The organism is Pseudomonas sp. ACN8 (genome assembly GCF_002303925.1).
In the GTDB taxonomy this organism is placed as follows: Bacteria; Pseudomonadota; Gammaproteobacteria; order Pseudomonadales; family Pseudomonadaceae; genus Aquipseudomonas.
In genome coordinates this window covers 43027-58817 of the sequence record NZ_MRCS01000034.1, presented here as the reverse complement: position 1 = coordinate 58817, position 15791 = coordinate 43027, and the positions used below count along the sequence as shown (strand labels likewise).

The following is a 15791-nucleotide window of genomic DNA, read 5'->3' as shown; positions in this document are numbered from 1 at the left end:
GGTAGGACGCCACTCTGGTCTACTACCCGATACTTGGCCTAGACTGAACCCCAACAGCTACGCCCCGCGTCCCGCTTCGTTTTTAAGGCCCCTTGCATGTCCGATCCTCGCTATCAGGTCGACGTCAGCGTCGTCACCCGCTATCTGGCAGAACAATCGCAACCCGAGCACGACCGCTTTGCCTTCGCCTACACCATCACCGTGCAAAACAATGGCGAAATGCCCGCCAAACTGCTTTCACGGCACTGGGTCATCACCGATGGTGACGGGCATGTCGAAGAAGTGCGTGGCGCAGGTGTAGTCGGCCAACAACCGTTGATCGAGCCCGGCAAGAGCCACACCTACAGCAGCGGCACGGTCATGACCACCAAGGTCGGCACCATGCAAGGCACTTATCAGATGCTGTCCGACGACGGCAAACACTTCGATGCCATCATCGCACCCTTCCGCCTGGCGGTGCCCGGAGCCCTGCACTGATGGCAACGTACGCTGTCGGTGACCTGCAAGGCTGTCTTCAAGCCCTGCAATGCCTGCTCAAACAAGTGGCGTTCGACCCACAACGGGATCGTCTGTGGCTGGTGGGCGACCTGGTCAACCGCGGCCCGCAGTCGCTGGAAACCTTGCGCTTCCTCTACAGCATTCGCGAATCGCTGGTGTGCGTGCTCGGCAACCATGACCTGCACCTGCTGGCGGCCGGACGCAACATCGAACGCCTGAAAAAGGCCGATACCCTGCGCGAGATCATTGACGCGCCCGATAGCGCCGAACTATTGGAATGGGTGCGCCAGCAAAAGCTCATGCACTACGACGAACAGCGCAACCTTGCATTGGTCCATGCCGGCATTCCACCGCAGTGGTCGCTGCGCAAAGCCTTGAAGTGTGCCGCCGAAGTCGAGACCGCCTTGCGTGACGACAACCTGTTGCCGCCCTACCTCGATGGCATGTACGGCAACGATCCGGCGAAATGGGACAACGACCTCAAAGGCGTGACGCGCCTGCGGGTGATCACCAACTATTTCACGCGCATGCGCTTTTGCACCGCCGAAGGCAAACTCGACCTCAAGAGCAAGGAAGGTCTTGATACCGCACCAGCAGGCTACAAGCCCTGGTTCCAGCACCAGCACCGCAAGACCAAGGACCTGAAGATCATCTTCGGTCACTGGGCAGCACTGGAAGGCAACGTCGAGGAGCCGGGTATTTCGGCACTCGATACAGGCTGCGTCTGGGGCGGAGCCCTGACCCTGATGAACGTCGACAGCTTTGAGCGCCTGTCCTGCAAATGCGACGAACACGGTCATGCCATGCCGCCAGTCGCCTCATCCATTCCCCAAACATCGCCAGCCAGCGCTCCGCGCTAGACTGCCCATTCAGCCGAGCCACAGGAGCCCGCCATGAGCGAATTCAAACGTATCCCCCCGGAACAGGCCCAGGCCCTGCGCGAACAAGGCGCAGTGGTAGTCGACGTCCGCGACCCGGCCACTTTTGCCGCCCTGCACATCGCAGGCTCGAAGCATCTGGACAACCATTCCCTGCACGCTTTCATCCAGGGCGCCGACCTCGATGCACCGACCGTGGTGGTCTGCTATCACGGTAACTCCAGCCAGGGCGCAGCCGCTTACCTGATCAGCCAGGGCTTCTCCGACGTGTACAGCATGGATGGCGGATTCGAGTTGTGGCGGACGACGTATCCTGCGGAAACGGCGCAAGGCACCACCGAATAATTTTTTTGTAACGTTGCAGGCCCCGGCTCCCGCGGGCTGGCGCGGTGGCAGACGAACGGTCTGCCACAAACAATTACGTATCTTGCCTTTACCTCCCGAATTCCCAACTATCCTTAAGCGCAGGCCATCCAAAACAGGGGAGAGCCGGTACACCGGCGCGCGGGTCATCGGGAGTAGCTTTCGGAGTAGTCAGCTCCGGGAGAGTTCTGGGGGGTAAACAGCAATCGCCTGTTCGGTTGCTGCCAGCATCGACTGAGTGATCCGGCGTCGGCTCCACGTATCGAGCGAGGTGACGTCATGAGTATCTTTAGCCACTTCCAACAACGCTTCGAGTCCACACGCCAGGAAGAACTCTCTCTGCAGGAGTATCTGGAACTGTGCAAAAAAGACCGTAGCGCCTACGTTTCCGCCGCCGAGCGTCTACTGCTGGCCATCGGTGAACCGGAACTGCTCGACACCTCGACCAACTCGAGACTGTCGCGCATCTTCTCCAACAAGGTCATCCGCCGCTATCCGGCCTTTGAAGACTTCCACGGGATGGAAGAATGCATCGACCAGATCGTGTCGTATTTCCGCCATGCCGCTCAGGGCCTGGAAGAGAAGAAACAGATCCTTTACCTGCTCGGCCCTGTCGGTGGCGGTAAATCGTCCCTGGCCGAGAAGCTCAAGCAATTGATGGAAAAAGTGCCCTTCTATGCCATCAAGGGCTCGCCGGTTTTCGAGTCGCCCCTGGGCCTGTTCAACTCCACTGAAGATGGAGCGATCCTGGAGGAAGACTTCGGCATTCCACGGCGCTACCTCAACACCATCATGTCGCCATGGGCAACCAAGCGCCTGGCCGAATTCGGCGGCGACATCAGTCAGTTCCGCGTGGTGAAACTCTTCCCGTCGATCCTCAACCAGATCGCCGTGGCCAAGACCGAACCTGGCGACGAAAACAACCAGGACATCTCGGCGCTGGTGGGCAAGGTCGATATCCGCAAACTGGAGGAGTTCCCGCAGAACGACGCTGATGCATACAGCTACTCGGGCGCACTGTGCCGGTCCAACCAGGGCCTGATGGAGTTCGTCGAAATGTTCAAGGCACCAATCAAGGTGCTGCACCCACTGCTGACCGCCACCCAGGAAGGCAACTACAACAGTACCGAAGGTCTCGGCGCGATTCCGTTCACCGGGATCCTGCTGGCGCACTCCAACGAATCGGAGTGGCACACCTTCCGCAACAACAAGAACAACGAGGCCTTCATCGACCGGATCTACATCGTCAAAGTGCCGTATTGCTTGCGGGTCAGTGACGAAGTGAAGATCTACGACAAGCTGCTGTTCAACAGTTCGCTGGCCAAGGCGCATTGCGCGCCGGACACCCTGAAGATGCTGGCCCAGTTCACCGTACTCTCGCGCCTCAAGGAGCCGGAAAACTCCAACATCTACTCGAAGATGCGCGTGTACGACGGCGAGAACCTCAAGGACACCGATCCGAAAGCCAAGTCGATCCAGGAATACCGCGACAATGCGGGCGTCGACGAAGGCATGAACGGTCTTTCGACCCGGTTCGCCTTCAAGATCCTGTCGAAGGTGTTCAACTTCGATCCGCACGAAATCGCCGCCAACCCGGTGCACTTGCTCTACGTGCTGGAGCAACAGATCGAGCAGGAACAGTTCCAGGCCGAGACCCGCGAACGCTATCTGCGCTTCCTCAAGGAGTACCTGGCACCGCGCTACATCGAGTTCATCGGCAAGGAGATCCAGACCGCCTACCTCGAGTCCTACAGCGAGTACGGCCAGAACATCTTCGATCGTTACGTGCTGTACGCCGACTTCTGGATCCAGGACCAGGAATACCGCGACCCGGAAACCGGAGAGATCCTCAACCGCGTAGCGTTGAACGAAGAACTGGAGAAAATCGAAAAACCGGCCGGCATCAGCAATCCGAAGGATTTCCGCAACGAAATCGTCAACTTCGTCCTGCGTGCCCGGGCCAACAACAACGGCAAGAACCCGACCTGGCTCAGCTACGAAAAACTGCGGGTGGTCATCGAGAAGAAAATGTTCTCCAACACCGAGGACCTGCTGCCGGTCATCAGCTTCAATGCCAAGGCCAGCAAAGAGGACCAGCAGAAACACAACGACTTCGTCACACGGATGGTCGAGCGGGGCTACACCGACAAACAGGTACGACTGCTGTCCGAGTGGTACCTGCGGGTCAGAAAATCACAATAACCCGCTGCCGGTCAGACCGGTTGTCGTCAGCCAGAGGCCTGTGTATGCATTTTCTGTTACACAAGCCTCTGGAAGGTGTTCGAAAGTCGGTAGCGAGTTCAGGCAGCATCCAAAGCGCTTGGGGGAGCGTTCAACATCCCTCGGCTCTCGGTTCGATGCTGTATCACCGCTCGCCCCTTTCAGGACAGCTTCTAAGGAGCAGTCATGAGCTATGTGATCGACCGACGTCTCAATGGCAAGAACAAGAGCACGGTGAACCGCCAGCGGTTTCTGCGGCGGTACCGTGATCACATCAAAAAGGCTGTCGAAGAGGCGGTCAGCCGGCGCTCCATTACCGATATGGAACACGGCGAACAAATCAGCATTCCCGGCCGCGACATCGACGAGCCGGTGCTTCACCACGGTCGCGGTGGCAAGCAGACGGTCGTGCACCCGGGCAACAAGGAATTCACCAGCGGCGAACATATCGCCCGTCCACCGGGAGGCGGTGGCGGCCGGGGCCCTGGCAAGGCCGGTAATTCCGGCGAGGGGATGGACGAATTCGTCTTCCAGATCACTCAGGAAGAGTTCCTCGAATTCATGTTCGAGGATCTCGAGCTGCCCAACCTGGTCAAACGCAACCTGACCGGCACGGACACCTTCAAGACCGTGCGGGCCGGGATCAGCAACGAGGGCAACCCGTCGCGGATCAACATCATCCGCACCTTGCGCTCAGCCCACGCCCGGCGAATCGCCCTGTCCGGCAGCAGTCGGGCAAAACTGCGCGAAGCCAAGGAAGAACTCCTGCGACTCAAGCAGGAAGAACCAGACAACTTCGGCGATATTCAGGAAATTGAAGCGGAAATCGAAAAACTCAGCGCGCGCATTCACCGCGTGCCGTTTCTCGACACATTCGACCTCAAGTACAACCTGCTGATCAAACAACCCAACCCCAGCTCCAAGGCCGTGATGTTCTGCCTGATGGACGTGTCCGGCTCGATGACCCAGGCGACCAAGGACATCGCCAAGCGCTTCTTTATCCTGCTGTACCTGTTTCTCAAGCGTAACTACGAAAAGATCGACGTCGTATTCATCCGCCATCACACCAGCGCCCGCGAAGTGGATGAAGAGGAGTTTTTCTACTCCCGGGAAACCGGCGGCACCATCGTCTCCAGCGCCTTGAAACTGATGCAGGAGATCATGGCCGAGCGCTATCCGAGCAACGAGTGGAACATCTACGCCGCCCAGGCCTCCGACGGTGACAACTGGAACGACGACTCCCCGATCTGCCGCGACATCCTGATCAACCAGATCATGCCATTCGTGCAGTACTACACTTACGTTGAGATCACCCCGCGCGAACACCAGGCCCTGTGGTTCGAGTACGAGCGCATCGCCGAAGCCTTTTCCGACACATTTGCCCAGCAACAACTGGTCTCGGCCGGGGATATCTATCCGGTCTTCCGTGAACTCTTCCAGCGCAGGTTAGTGACATGACCGCCAAAGAGCAGAAACGCCAACCCATTTCCACCGGCTCCGAATGGACGTTCGAGCTGATCCAGGCCTACGACCGTGAAATCAGTCGTATTGCGGCCGGTTACGCCCTCGATACGTATCCCAATCAGATCGAAGTGATCACCGCCGAACAGATGATGGACGCCTACGCCTCGGTCGGTATGCCACTGGGTTATCACCACTGGTCCTACGGCAAGCACTTCCTCAGCACAGAAAAGTCCTACACCCGCGGCCAGATGGGGCTGGCGTACGAGATCGTGATCAACTCCGACCCCTGCATCGCCTACCTGATGGAAGAAAACACCATCTGCATGCAGGCGCTGGTGGTGGCCCATGCGTGCTACGGGCACAACAGCTTTTTCAAAGGCAACTACCTGTTCCGCACCTGGACCGACGCCAGTTCGATCATCGATTACCTGGTGTTTGCCAAGCAGTACATCATGCAGTGCGAAGAACGCCACGGCATCGACGCGGTCGAGGACCTGCTCGACTCCTGCCATGCACTGATGAACTATGGTGTCGACCGTTACAAACGCCCTTATCCGATCTCTGCGGAAGAAGAACGTCGCCGGCAAAAGGACCGGGAAGAACATTTACAGAAACAGATCAACGATCTGTGGCGCACCATTCCCAAGGGCGCGGACAAATACAGCGACAAGGACAACGCACGCTTCCCCGCCGAACCTCAGGAAAACATCCTGTACTTCATCGAAAAACACGCGCCGCTGCTGGAACCATGGCAGCGGGAAATCGTACGTATCGTGCGCAAGATCGCCCAGTACTTTTATCCACAGCGTCAGACCCAAGTGATGAACGAGGGTTGGGCCACGTTCTGGCACTACACCCTGATGAACGACCTGTACGACGAAGGCCTGGTCACCGACGGCTTCATGATGGAGTTCCTGACGTCCCACACCAGCGTGGTGTTCCAGCCTGGCTTCGATAGCCCCTACTACAGCGGCATCAACCCCTACGCCCTGGGGTTTGCCATGTACCGCGACATCCGTCGCATGTGTGAAGAACCCACGGAAGAAGATCGCCGCTGGTTCCCGGACATTGCCGGTACCGATTGGCTGGCAGCCATCAAGTTCGCCATGAGCAGCTTCAAGGATGAAAGCTTCATCCTGCAGTACCTGTCGCCCAAGGTGATCCGCGACCTGAAGCTGTTCAGCATTCTCGATGACGACCAGAAGGACGACCTGCTGGTGCCCGCCATTCACGACGAAGGTGGCTACCGCATCATCCGTGAAACCCTCGCGGCACAGTACAACCTGGGCAATCGCGAGCCCAACGTGCAGATCTACAGCATCGACCGCCGTGGCGACCGCTCCCTGACCCTGCGCCACCAGCAGCACGACCGCAAACCACTGGGGGACTCGACTGAAGAAGTGCTCAAACACCTGCACCGCCTCTGGGGCTTCGACATTCACCTGGAAACCCTGCAAGGCGATCAGGTCATGAAAACCCACCATGTGCCGCCCAGAAGCGAGCACAGCGAAGGTGATTACGGACGCCTGGACTTGGCCGTCATCCATCTTTGATACCGTTTGTGCCTCCGAAAGCTCGATGCAACGGTTATCCTGTCGAGCTAACGGAGGTTTTTTATGCGTATTTATAAAGTCGGCGGCGCGGTACGTGATCGCCTGCTGGGCAAACCGGTTACCGATATCGACTGGGTCGTGGTTGGCGCCACCACCGAAGAGATGCTCGCCAAGGGCTTTCGCCCGGTGGGCGCGGATTTCCCGGTGTTCCTACACCCAAAAAGCGGTGAGGAATACGCCCTCGCCCGCACCGAGCGCAAAAGCGGACGCGGTTACGGCGGGTTCACTTTTCACGCCAGCCCCGAAGTCACCCTCGAAGAAGACCTGATCCGTCGCGACCTGACCATCAATGCCATGGCCGAGGACGATCAGCAGAACCTGACCGACCCGTACCACGGCCAGCGCGATCTCGAAGCGCGCCTGCTTCGCCACGTTTCCCCGGCATTTGCCGAAGATCCGCTCCGGGTCCTGCGTGTTGCCCGCTTCGCGGCGCGCTATGCGACCCTGGGCTTTACCGTTGCCCCGGAAACACTGGCACTGATGCGCCAACTCAGCGAGTCAGGCGAGCTTGAAGCACTGACGCCGGAGCGCAGCTGGAAGGAAATCTCCCGCGCCCTGATGGAAGATCAGCCACAGGTGTTTGTTGAGGTTCTACGCGCATGCGACGCACTCAAGGTGCTGATGCCCGAAGTCGACGCGCTGTTTGGCGTACCGCAACCACCCGCCCACCACCCGGAAATCGATACAGGCGCACATACCCTGAGCGTGCTGCAGCAAGCCGCAATACATAAACAGCCACTGACCGTGCGCTGGGCGTGCCTGCTGCACGACCTGGGCAAGGGCCTGACGCCAGAGGAAGAATGGCCGCGACACATTGCCCACGAGTTCAAGGGCCTGAAGCTGATCAAAGCAGTCAATGAACGCTTCAAGGTGCCGAGGGACTGCCAGGAACTGGCGCTGCTGGTGGGCGAATATCACACCCATGGGCATCGCGCCCTTGAGCTGAAGCCATCGACATTGCTGGAACTGCTGCAAAGCTTCGACATTTACCGTCGGCCACAGCGGTTCGAGGAGTTCATCGCGGCATGTGAGATGGATGCGCGTGGGCGCAAAGGGCTGGAAGAACGAAGTTATCCACAGGCGGATTATTTGCGCGGTGCAGCGACTGCCGCTCGTAGTGTGGTGGTCCAGCCATTGCTGGAGAAAGGCTTCAAGGGGCCGGATCTGGGGGAGGCGATCAAGCGTGAGCGGCTAAAAGCCTTGAAAGCCTACAAAGAGACCGCGTCGACCTGAAAAGCTTCGCGAGCAGGTTCGCTCCCACAGACTTACGCTAACCCTGTGGGAGCAAGCCCGCTCGCGAAGACGTCAGTAAGGTCACAACAAATCTGAAGGCGTCAGCTGCTCACCGCGCCATTCGAAAGCCACTGGCGCCAACACTTGATCAATTTGCGCTTGAGCCCACAAGGTCGCAAAACTCTTGCCTGCGCCCGGGTGCACGCGATCCGGCGCTATCAACGACAACGGCCACAGAACGAACGCATTTTTCAGAATTTCTGCCCGCGGCAAGATCAGGCCATCGAAGTTGCCCATCAGGTCACCGAACAACAACACGTCGATATCCAGTGGCAAACCTCGGCGATCCGGTGCGTAACGACCGTTATCAGCCTCAATGAACTTCAGACGACGATCAAGCTCAATCAGTGGCAGATCGGTATACGCCGACACCACGAAATTGAAAAACGGCCCGCTCTTGATGCCCACCGGCTGGCTTTCGAACACCGCCGAACAGCGGATATCGACCAGGAACGCCGCCAAAGCATCGAGCCCCGCCCGCAAATGGGTTTCACGCTCGATATTGCTACCGAGCCCGAGGTACACCTGAGTCAGCGACATCCGCGCTCGATCTCCACGCCCACACCGCCGGTGGCAGCCGGCACGGCGCCGGGCTTGGTCAGCTTCAGGCGCATCCAGGTGATCTTGAATTCGCTCATCAGCACTTCAACCAGGCGCTCTGCAAAGGTTTCCACCAGCTGGAATTGCGCCTGCTCGGCAAACGCCTGGATGCGTGAGGAAACACTGGCGTAGTCGAGCGCCAGGGTCAGGTCATCACCGGCTGCGGCCGGGCGATTATCCCAGGCGAAGCTCAGATCAAGACGCAAGCACTGTCGGATGCCTCGTTCCCAGTCGTAGGCACCAATCACCGTGTCGACTTCCAGGCCCTCGATAAACACTCTGTCCAAGCACTTCTCTCCGCTACACGACAAGGGCGCAATGCGCCGTTAGAATCAGGGCGTCCTCGCCCGGAATAGTTAGCATGTTTTGGTTATTGGCGATCCTCGCCTACCTGCTCGGCTCTCTGTCCTTTGCCATTTTGCTCAGCCGCCTGACCGGTAACCCCGATCCGCGAATGAGTGGCTCGGGCAATGCCGGTGCCACCAACATGTTGCGCCTGGCCGGCAAGAAACTCGCTATCCTGACCCTGCTCGGCGACCTTTGCAAAGGCCTGCTGCCGGTACTGATTGCGCGTCTTGCGGGCCTTTCGCAGCAGGAACAGGCCTGGATCGGCGTTTATGCCGTCATCGGCCATCTGTTTCCGTTGTACTTTCGCTTTCGCGGCGGCAAGGGTGTCGCCACCGCTGCCGGCATGTTGCTGGGACTCTACCCGCCCGCAGCCCTTCTGGCGGTCTGCGCCTGGCTCTTGACGTTCTACCTGACCCGCACCAGCTCCCTGGCCGCCCTCATCGCCACACCGCTGACCCTGCCGTTGCTGGCCTGGCAAGAACCGGCCGCCCTGCTACCCATGAGCGCGCTCACCGGGCTGATCGTCTGGCGTCATCGCGGCAATCTACGCGACCTGTTTGCCGGCCGCGAACGGCATTTTTAGCGGCCGGACACAAGCACCACTCATCAAAGCGCCGACAACTGCTCCATCGGCCAACGCGCCTGCACGCTGATTGCCAGGCTTTCCTGCTGACCGGCCTGCAAGCGCTGGCAACCGGCGAACGCGATCATTGCGCCATTATCGGTGCAGAACTCAGGACGCGCATAAAACACGTCGCCCTTCATGTCGCCGAGCATTTTTTCGAGGGACGCGCGCAACGCCTTGTTGGCACTGACGCCTCCAGCAATCACCAGGCGCTTCATGCCGGCGGCCTTCAGGGCACGCTTGCACTTGATGGTCAAAGTCTCCACCACGGCCTGCTGGAACGCCAGCGAGATGTCGCAACGGGCTTGCTCGCCGTCGTCTCCGGCGCTGACGCACTGCTGCCAGGTGTTCAACGCAAAGGTTTTCAGGCCACTGAAGCTGAAATCCAGGCCCGGGCGGTCGCACATCGGCCGCGGGAAGACGAAACGCCCTGCAACGCCCTGCTCTGCAAGGCGAGCAATCTCAGGCCCACCCGGATAATTGAGCCCCATCATCTTGGCCGTTTTGTCGAAGGCCTCGCCGGCGGCGTCATCCAGGGTCTCACCCAGAAGCGTGTACTGGCCGATTCCGTCGACCTGAACCAGTTGCGTATGACCACCCGACACCAACAAAGCGACGAACGGAAACTCCGGCGGTTGCGACTCCAGCATCGGCGCCAGCAAGTGGCCTTCCATGTGATGCACGCCGAGGGCCGCAATACCCCAGGCAAAGGCCAGCGCCTGAGCGCAGGAAGCCCCTACCAACAAGGCACCGACCAGGCCAGGACCCGCGGTGTAGGCGATCGCGTCGATCTCGGTCGGCACGCAGTCGGCCTCGGCCAACACCTGACGAATCAAGGGCAGCATGCGTTTGACGTGATCGCGCGAAGCCAGCTCCGGCACCACGCCACCATAGGCGCGGTGCAGGTCGATCTGACTGAACAGCGCATCGGCCAGCAGACCGCGCTCACTGTCATACAATGCGACACCGGTTTCGTCGCAGGAGGTTTCTAATCCCAGTACTAGCATGGGTTTGCGCCTTGTTTAGGCTGAATTCGAAGGCGCGCATAATAGTCGTCGCGTGATGCCCCGACCAGCGGTTTTCGATCAGAGGCTTTGCATTCCGAGCGATGAGGGGTTAACATCCGCAACCCTTAAAAACCGACGTCTTCAAGTGCTCTTTTGCCGCGAGGATGTTGACCCCGGTAATGAATGAAGGTAGCTCTGGATGCCAGCCGTCAAAGTAAAAGAGAACGAACCCTTCGACGTAGCTCTGCGTCGTTTCAAGCGCTCCTGCGAAAAAGCCGGTGTACTGGCTGAAGTTCGTAGCCGCGAATTTTACGAGAAGCCAACTTCTGAGCGTAAGCGCAAAGCAGCAGCCGCTGTTAAGCGTCACGCCAAGAAAGTTCAGCGCGAACAGCGCCGCGCCGTTCGTCTGTACTAATACACAGACGATCGTAGCAAGCTTCTGCCAAGCCCGGCCCTCAGCCGGGCTTATGGCATTTGCGTAAAACGCTTGATGCTTCACTGTCAAAGCCGCAGACGCGACCGAGACAAATCTGCTTCATCGCGTCAGACCTGGCTCTTTTGCCAGCGGTGCACGTCTTTTCTGACGAGCCTTTCAAGGCTACTGACGAGCACACCCACTGATTCCTCTCACGACGATCAGCCCAAGGCACCTGCTTGCGTGCCAGATGATGAGCTATCCGGGGCCGATGATTGGCCGCTGCGGATTCAGCGCAACACATTCAAACAGTCGAATACTGATTGGCATTAACGTCAGTGGATTTTCGGCAGATACACTTCCCGACAGCGATTACGCAGACGACACCGGTCGAGCCGCACACTTTGCGCGCCTCAAACAATGACCGCGTTCGGCCGCCGTACGTTTCGGACCCCTTTTCAGCGCAGATGACGAGAACGCCATGGCCGGGCTAATTCCCCAGAGCTTCATTGACGACCTTCTGAACCGCACCGACATCGTCGATGTGGTCAGCTCGCGCCTGCAATTGAAAAAGGCCGGCAAGAACCACACTGCCTGCTGCCCGTTCCACAAGGAAAAGACTCCGTCGTTCAGCGTCAGCCCCGACAAGCAGTTCTATTACTGCTTCGGCTGCGGCGCTGGCGGCAACGCCCTCGGCTTCATCATGGACCACGACAACCTGGATTTCGTCCAGGCTGTCGAAGAACTGGCCAAAGCCGCCGGCATGGAAATCCCCCGCGAAGAAAGCGGTCGCCCGCACAAACCGCGCCAGCCGACCGATTCGCCGCTGTATCCGCTACTGAGCGCCGCTGCCGACTTTTATCGCCAGGCCCTGAAAAGCCATCCATCGCGCAAGGCCGCGGTGGAATACCTGAAAGGTCGCGGGCTGACCGGCGAAATCGCCCGGGACTTCGGCCTGGGTTTTGCCCCACCTGGCTGGGACAACCTGTTCAAGCACCTGAGCAGCGATACCCTGCAACAAAAAGCCATGATCGATGCCGGCCTGCTGATCGAAAACGCCGAAAGCGGTAAACGTTACGACCGCTTCCGCGACCGCGTGATGTTTCCGATCCGCGACAGTCGCGGGCGCGTCATCGCCTTCGGCGGCCGGGTATTGGGCGACGACAAGCCGAAGTACCTGAACTCCCCGGAAACCCCGGTTTTCCATAAAGGCCAGGAACTCTACGGCCTGTACGAAGCGCGCAAGACCAACCGCAACCTCGACGAGATCATCGTCGTCGAGGGCTACATGGACGTCATTGCCCTGGCCCAGCAAGGCCTGCGCAATGCCGTCGCGACCCTGGGCACCGCCACCAGCGAGGAACACCTCAAGCGACTGTTTCGCGTCGTTCCCAGCGTACTATTCTGCTTCGACGGCGACCAGGCCGGCCGCAATGCGGCATGGCGGGCACTGGAGGCGACACTTTCGAGCCTGCAGGACGGTCGTCGCGCACGCTTCCTGTTCTTGCCCGAAGGCGAGGACCCGGACACCCTGGTCCGCTCCGAAGGCACCGATGCCTTCCGCGCACGGATCAACCAGCACGCGCAGCCACTGGCCGATTACTTCTTCCAGCAACTGACGGAAGAAGCCGACCCACGGTCGCTTGAGGGCAAGGCCCACATGGCCACCCTCGCCGCGCCGTTGATCGACAAAGTCCCGGGCGCCAACCTGCGCACCCTGATGCGTCAGCGCCTGAGCGAAATCACCGGCCTGAGCGGCGAAGCGGTGAGTCAATTGGCACAAAGCGCCCCGCAAGAAGCGCCGCCGGCCTACGACCCGGGCATCGATTACGACGCGATGCCCGATTACAGCGACTATCATCAGCCGCAGGCACAGGAAATGTATGTGCCGCAGCAGGAATGGACGCCGAAGAAACCCGGTGCAGGAGGCAAGAAATGGGACAAGAAACCGTGGGACAAGAATGGCAAACGGGGCGGTGATCGCGATCAACCCCGCGCGCCACGGGTGCCCGCCGCCGTAGAACCGCCAACCCTCGCCGCCTTGCGCACGTTGCTGCATCACCCGCAACTGGCCGAAAAAGTCGAGGATGCCGGGCACTTCGCCGCCGAGGATCACACCAACACGCAATTGCTGGTGGCGCTGCTCGAAGCTGTGCAGAAGAATCCCAAGCTAAACTCAATTCAACTGATTGCGCGTTGGCACGGCACAGAACAAGGCCGCTTGCTCAAGGCCCTGGCGGAAAAGGAATGGCTGATTGATGGAGATAACCTTGAACAACAGTTTTTCGACACCATTACTAGCTTGTCAGCCCGCCAACGCGAGCGAAATCTGGAACAACTTCTGCGAAAAGCGCGTCAAAGCGAATTGACCAGCGAAGAGAAAAATCAACTGCGCGACCTCTTGAGTCGCAATGTTTCCGCATCAAACCCGACCTCAACTGGCGCGTGAGGTCATAGCTCAGGTATAATCCTCGGCTTGTTTTTTGCCCGCCAAGACCTTCAGTGGATAGGGTGTTATGTCCGGAAAAGCGCAACAGCAGTCTCGTATCAAAGAGTTGATCACCCTTGGTCGTGAGCAGGGCTACCTGACTTACGCGGAGGTCAACGACCACCTGCCGGAGGATATTTCAGATCCGGAACAGGTGGAAGACATCATCCGCATGATCAATGACATGGGGATCAACGTATTCGAGGTTGCGCCAGATAAGGATTCCCTTATGCTGGCCGACGCCGATACCGACGAAGCCGCAGCCGAAGAGGCCGCTGCAGCGTTGGCTGCGGTCGAGACCGACATTGGTCGCACTACCGACCCGGTGCGCATGTATATGCGCGAAATGGGTACGGTGGAGCTCCTCACGCGTGAAGGCGAAATCGAAATCGCCAAACGTATTGAAGAGGGCATCCGTGAGGTGATGAGCGCAATCGCGCACTTCCCAGGCACGGTTGATCATATTCTCTCCGAGTACACCCGCGTCACCACCGAAGGTGGCCGCCTGTCCGACGTCCTGAGCGGTTATATCGACCCGGACGACGGCATTGCGCCGCCTGCGGCAGAAGTGCCGCCGCCGATTGACGCGAAAGCCGTCAAGGCGGATGACGATTCCGACGACGACGAAGCCGAAGCCTCGGATGACGAGGAAGAAGCCGAAAGCGGTCCGGATCCAATCATCGCCGCACAGCGCTTTGGCGCTGTGGCCGATCAGATGGAAATCACCCGCAAGGCGCTGAAAAAGCACGGTCGCAACAATAAGGCAACGATTGCCGAGTTGTTGGCCCTGGCCGAACTGTTCATGCCGATCAAACTGGTGCCGAAGCAATTCGAAGGCCTGGTCGAGCGTGTTCGCAGTGCCCTGGATCGCCTGCGTCAGCAAGAGCGCGCAATCATGCAGCTCTGCGTTCGTGATGCACGCATGCCGCGTGCCGACTTCCTGCGCCAGTTCCCGGGCAACGAAGTCGACGAAAGCTGGAGTGACGCCCTGGCCAAAGGCAAAGGCAAGTACGCTGAAGCCATTGGTCGTCTGCAGCCGGACATCATCCGTTGCCAGCAGAAGCTGACCGCGCTGGAAACCGAAACCGGTTTGACCATCGCTGAAATCAAGGACATCAACCGTCGCATGTCGATCGGTGAGGCCAAGGCCCGCCGCGCGAAGAAAGAGATGGTTGAAGCCAACTTGCGTCTGGTGATCTCGATCGCCAAGAAGTACACCAACCGTGGCCTGCAATTCCTCGATCTGATCCAGGAAGGCAACATCGGCTTGATGAAAGCGGTAGACAAGTTCGAATACCGTCGCGGCTACAAGTTCTCGACTTATGCCACCTGGTGGATCCGTCAGGCGATCACTCGCTCGATCGCCGACCAGGCCCGCACCATCCGTATTCCGGTGCACATGATCGAGACGATCAACAAGCTCAACCGCATTTCCCGCCAGATGCTGCAGGAAATGGGTCGCGAACCGACCCCGGAAGAGCTGGGCGAACGCATGGAAATGCCTGAGGACAAGATCCGCAAGGTATTGAAGATCGCTAAAGAGCCGATCTCCATGGAAACCCCGATCGGTGATGACGAAGACTCCCATCTGGGTGACTTCATCGAAGACTCGACCATGCAGTCGCCAATCGATGTTGCAACCGTTGAGAGCCTTAAGGAAGCGACTCGCGAAGTGCTGTCCGGCCTCACTGCCCGTGAAGCCAAGGTACTGCGCATGCGCTTCGGTATCGACATGAATACCGACCACACTCTCGAAGAGGTTGGTAAGCAGTTCGACGTGACCCGTGAGCGGATTCGTCAGATCGAAGCCAAGGCGCTGCGCAAGCTGCGCCACCCGACGAGAAGCGAGCATCTGCGCTCCTTCCTCGACGAGTGATACCAGACCCCCCGGCCCAGGCCGGGGGTTTTGTTTTATGGCAGATTAATATCTCCGCACCCCACCCTCCGCCCCGTAGCCCGTCTACACTCGAAACATCCCC

The 15791-nt window shown here is 59.1% G+C and carries 14 protein-coding genes; 11 read left to right on the top strand and 3 right to left on the bottom strand.

Annotation, left to right across the window (positions count from 1 at the left end; all coding sequences use genetic code 11):
• Positions 1–96 precede the first annotated feature (96 nt).
• The 7 genes from apaG to BSF44_RS19225 all read left to right on the top strand — a co-directional run bounded on the left by apaG (position 97) and on the right by BSF44_RS19225 (position 8269).
• On the top strand, positions 97–477 hold the full coding sequence (gene apaG / locus BSF44_RS19255) for a Co2+/Mg2+ efflux protein ApaG (protein WP_095944860.1): 381 nt from the start codon (positions 97–99) through the stop codon (positions 475–477).
• On the top strand, positions 477–1358 hold the full coding sequence (locus BSF44_RS19250) for a symmetrical bis(5'-nucleosyl)-tetraphosphatase (protein WP_095944859.1): 882 nt from the start codon (positions 477–479) through the stop codon (positions 1356–1358). The genes apaG and BSF44_RS19250 overlap by 1 nt, the downstream gene beginning before the upstream one ends.
• A 33-nt stretch (positions 1359–1391) precedes the next feature.
• Positions 1392–1721: a thiosulfate sulfurtransferase GlpE gene (gene glpE / locus BSF44_RS19245; protein ID WP_008051614.1), complete on the top strand. Its 330-nt coding sequence runs from the start codon at positions 1392–1394 to the stop codon at positions 1719–1721.
• A 297-nt stretch (positions 1722–2018) separates the two neighbouring features.
• Complete coding sequence (locus BSF44_RS19240; RefSeq protein WP_095944858.1) at positions 2019–3941, top strand: PrkA family serine protein kinase; 1923 nt, start codon at positions 2019–2021, stop codon at positions 3939–3941.
• A gap of 204 nt (positions 3942–4145) precedes the next feature.
• Positions 4146–5417 carry a YeaH/YhbH family protein gene (locus BSF44_RS19235; RefSeq protein WP_008051610.1) on the top strand — a complete coding sequence of 424 codons (1272 nt, stop codon included), beginning with the start codon at positions 4146–4148 and terminating at the stop codon, positions 5415–5417.
• Positions 5414–6976: a SpoVR family protein gene (locus BSF44_RS19230; RefSeq protein ID WP_057713067.1), complete on the top strand. Its 1563-nt coding sequence runs from the start codon at positions 5414–5416 to the stop codon at positions 6974–6976. The genes BSF44_RS19235 and BSF44_RS19230 overlap by 4 nt, the downstream gene beginning before the upstream one ends.
• Before the next feature lie 63 nt (positions 6977–7039).
• Positions 7040–8269: a multifunctional CCA addition/repair protein gene (locus tag BSF44_RS19225; RefSeq protein ID WP_095944857.1), complete on the top strand. Its 1230-nt coding sequence runs from the start codon at positions 7040–7042 to the stop codon at positions 8267–8269.
• Positions 8270–8350: 81 nt separating this feature from the next.
• Here BSF44_RS19225 and folK read toward each other — a convergent pair whose 3' ends face one another.
• The gene (gene folK, locus BSF44_RS19220) at positions 8351–8869 is read right to left on the bottom strand and encodes a 2-amino-4-hydroxy-6-hydroxymethyldihydropteridine diphosphokinase (RefSeq protein ID WP_095944856.1); all 519 of its coding nucleotides are present in this window, start codon (positions 8867–8869) and stop codon (positions 8351–8353) included.
• Entirely contained in the window at positions 8860–9216 is a 357-nt protein-coding gene (gene folB / locus BSF44_RS19215; RefSeq protein WP_008051601.1) for a dihydroneopterin aldolase, read from the bottom strand. Before folB ends, folK begins: the two co-directional genes overlap by 10 nt.
• A 74-nt stretch (positions 9217–9290) precedes the next feature.
• Here folB and plsY point away from each other — a divergent pair, with 74 nt between their 5' ends.
• Positions 9291–9860, top strand: coding sequence for a glycerol-3-phosphate 1-O-acyltransferase PlsY (gene plsY / locus BSF44_RS19210; protein ID WP_008051600.1), 570 nt, complete (start codon positions 9291–9293; stop codon positions 9858–9860).
• Positions 9861–9883: 23 nt separating this feature from the next.
• On the opposite strand, the gene tsaD is transcribed toward plsY, so the two are convergent.
• Positions 9884–10909: a tRNA (adenosine(37)-N6)-threonylcarbamoyltransferase complex transferase subunit TsaD gene (tsaD, locus tag BSF44_RS19205; protein ID WP_095944855.1), complete on the bottom strand. Its 1026-nt coding sequence runs from the start codon at positions 10907–10909 to the stop codon at positions 9884–9886.
• A gap of 199 nt (positions 10910–11108) precedes the next feature.
• On the opposite strand from tsaD, the gene rpsU reads away from it, so the two are divergent.
• The 3 genes from rpsU (at position 11109) to rpoD (ending at position 15688) form a co-directional block, all read left to right on the top strand.
• The gene (gene rpsU, locus BSF44_RS19200) at positions 11109–11324 is read left to right on the top strand and encodes a 30S ribosomal protein S21 (RefSeq protein WP_002551877.1); all 216 of its coding nucleotides are present in this window, start codon (positions 11109–11111) and stop codon (positions 11322–11324) included.
• Positions 11325–11805: 481 nt separating this feature from the next.
• Positions 11806–13773 carry a DNA primase gene (gene dnaG, locus BSF44_RS19195; RefSeq protein WP_008051597.1) on the top strand — a complete coding sequence of 656 codons (1968 nt, stop codon included), beginning with the start codon at positions 11806–11808 and terminating at the stop codon, positions 13771–13773.
• Between the two features lie 67 nt (positions 13774–13840).
• On the top strand, positions 13841–15688 hold the full coding sequence (gene rpoD, locus BSF44_RS19190) for an RNA polymerase sigma factor RpoD (protein ID WP_095944854.1): 1848 nt from the start codon (positions 13841–13843) through the stop codon (positions 15686–15688).
• Positions 15689–15791: the final 103 nt, after the last annotated feature.

Bases quoted from the DNA above. Each gene is read 5' to 3' on its own strand.
- apaG (WP_095944860.1), top strand. From the start codon at position 97: ATGTCCGATCCTCGCTATCAGGTCGACGTCAGCGTCGTCACCCGCTAT.
- BSF44_RS19250 (WP_095944859.1), top strand. From the start codon at position 477: ATGGCAACGTACGCTGTCGGTGACCTGCAAGGCTGTCTTCAAGCCCTG.
- glpE (WP_008051614.1), top strand. From the start codon at position 1,392: ATGAGCGAATTCAAACGTATCCCCCCGGAACAGGCCCAGGCCCTGCGC.
- BSF44_RS19240 (WP_095944858.1), top strand. From the start codon at position 2,019: ATGAGTATCTTTAGCCACTTCCAACAACGCTTCGAGTCCACACGCCAG.
- BSF44_RS19235 (WP_008051610.1), top strand. From the start codon at position 4,146: ATGAGCTATGTGATCGACCGACGTCTCAATGGCAAGAACAAGAGCACG.
- BSF44_RS19230 (WP_057713067.1), top strand. From the start codon at position 5,414: ATGACCGCCAAAGAGCAGAAACGCCAACCCATTTCCACCGGCTCCGAA.
- BSF44_RS19225 (WP_095944857.1), top strand. From the start codon at position 7,040: ATGCGTATTTATAAAGTCGGCGGCGCGGTACGTGATCGCCTGCTGGGC.
- folK (WP_095944856.1), bottom strand. From the start codon at position 8,869: ATGTCGCTGACTCAGGTGTACCTCGGGCTCGGTAGCAATATCGAGCGT.
- plsY (WP_008051600.1), top strand. From the start codon at position 9,291: ATGTTTTGGTTATTGGCGATCCTCGCCTACCTGCTCGGCTCTCTGTCC.
- tsaD (WP_095944855.1), bottom strand. From the start codon at position 10,909: ATGCTAGTACTGGGATTAGAAACCTCCTGCGACGAAACCGGTGTCGCA.
- rpsU (WP_002551877.1), top strand. From the start codon at position 11,109: ATGCCAGCCGTCAAAGTAAAAGAGAACGAACCCTTCGACGTAGCTCTG.
- dnaG (WP_008051597.1), top strand. From the start codon at position 11,806: ATGGCCGGGCTAATTCCCCAGAGCTTCATTGACGACCTTCTGAACCGC.
- rpoD (WP_095944854.1), top strand. From the start codon at position 13,841: ATGTCCGGAAAAGCGCAACAGCAGTCTCGTATCAAAGAGTTGATCACC.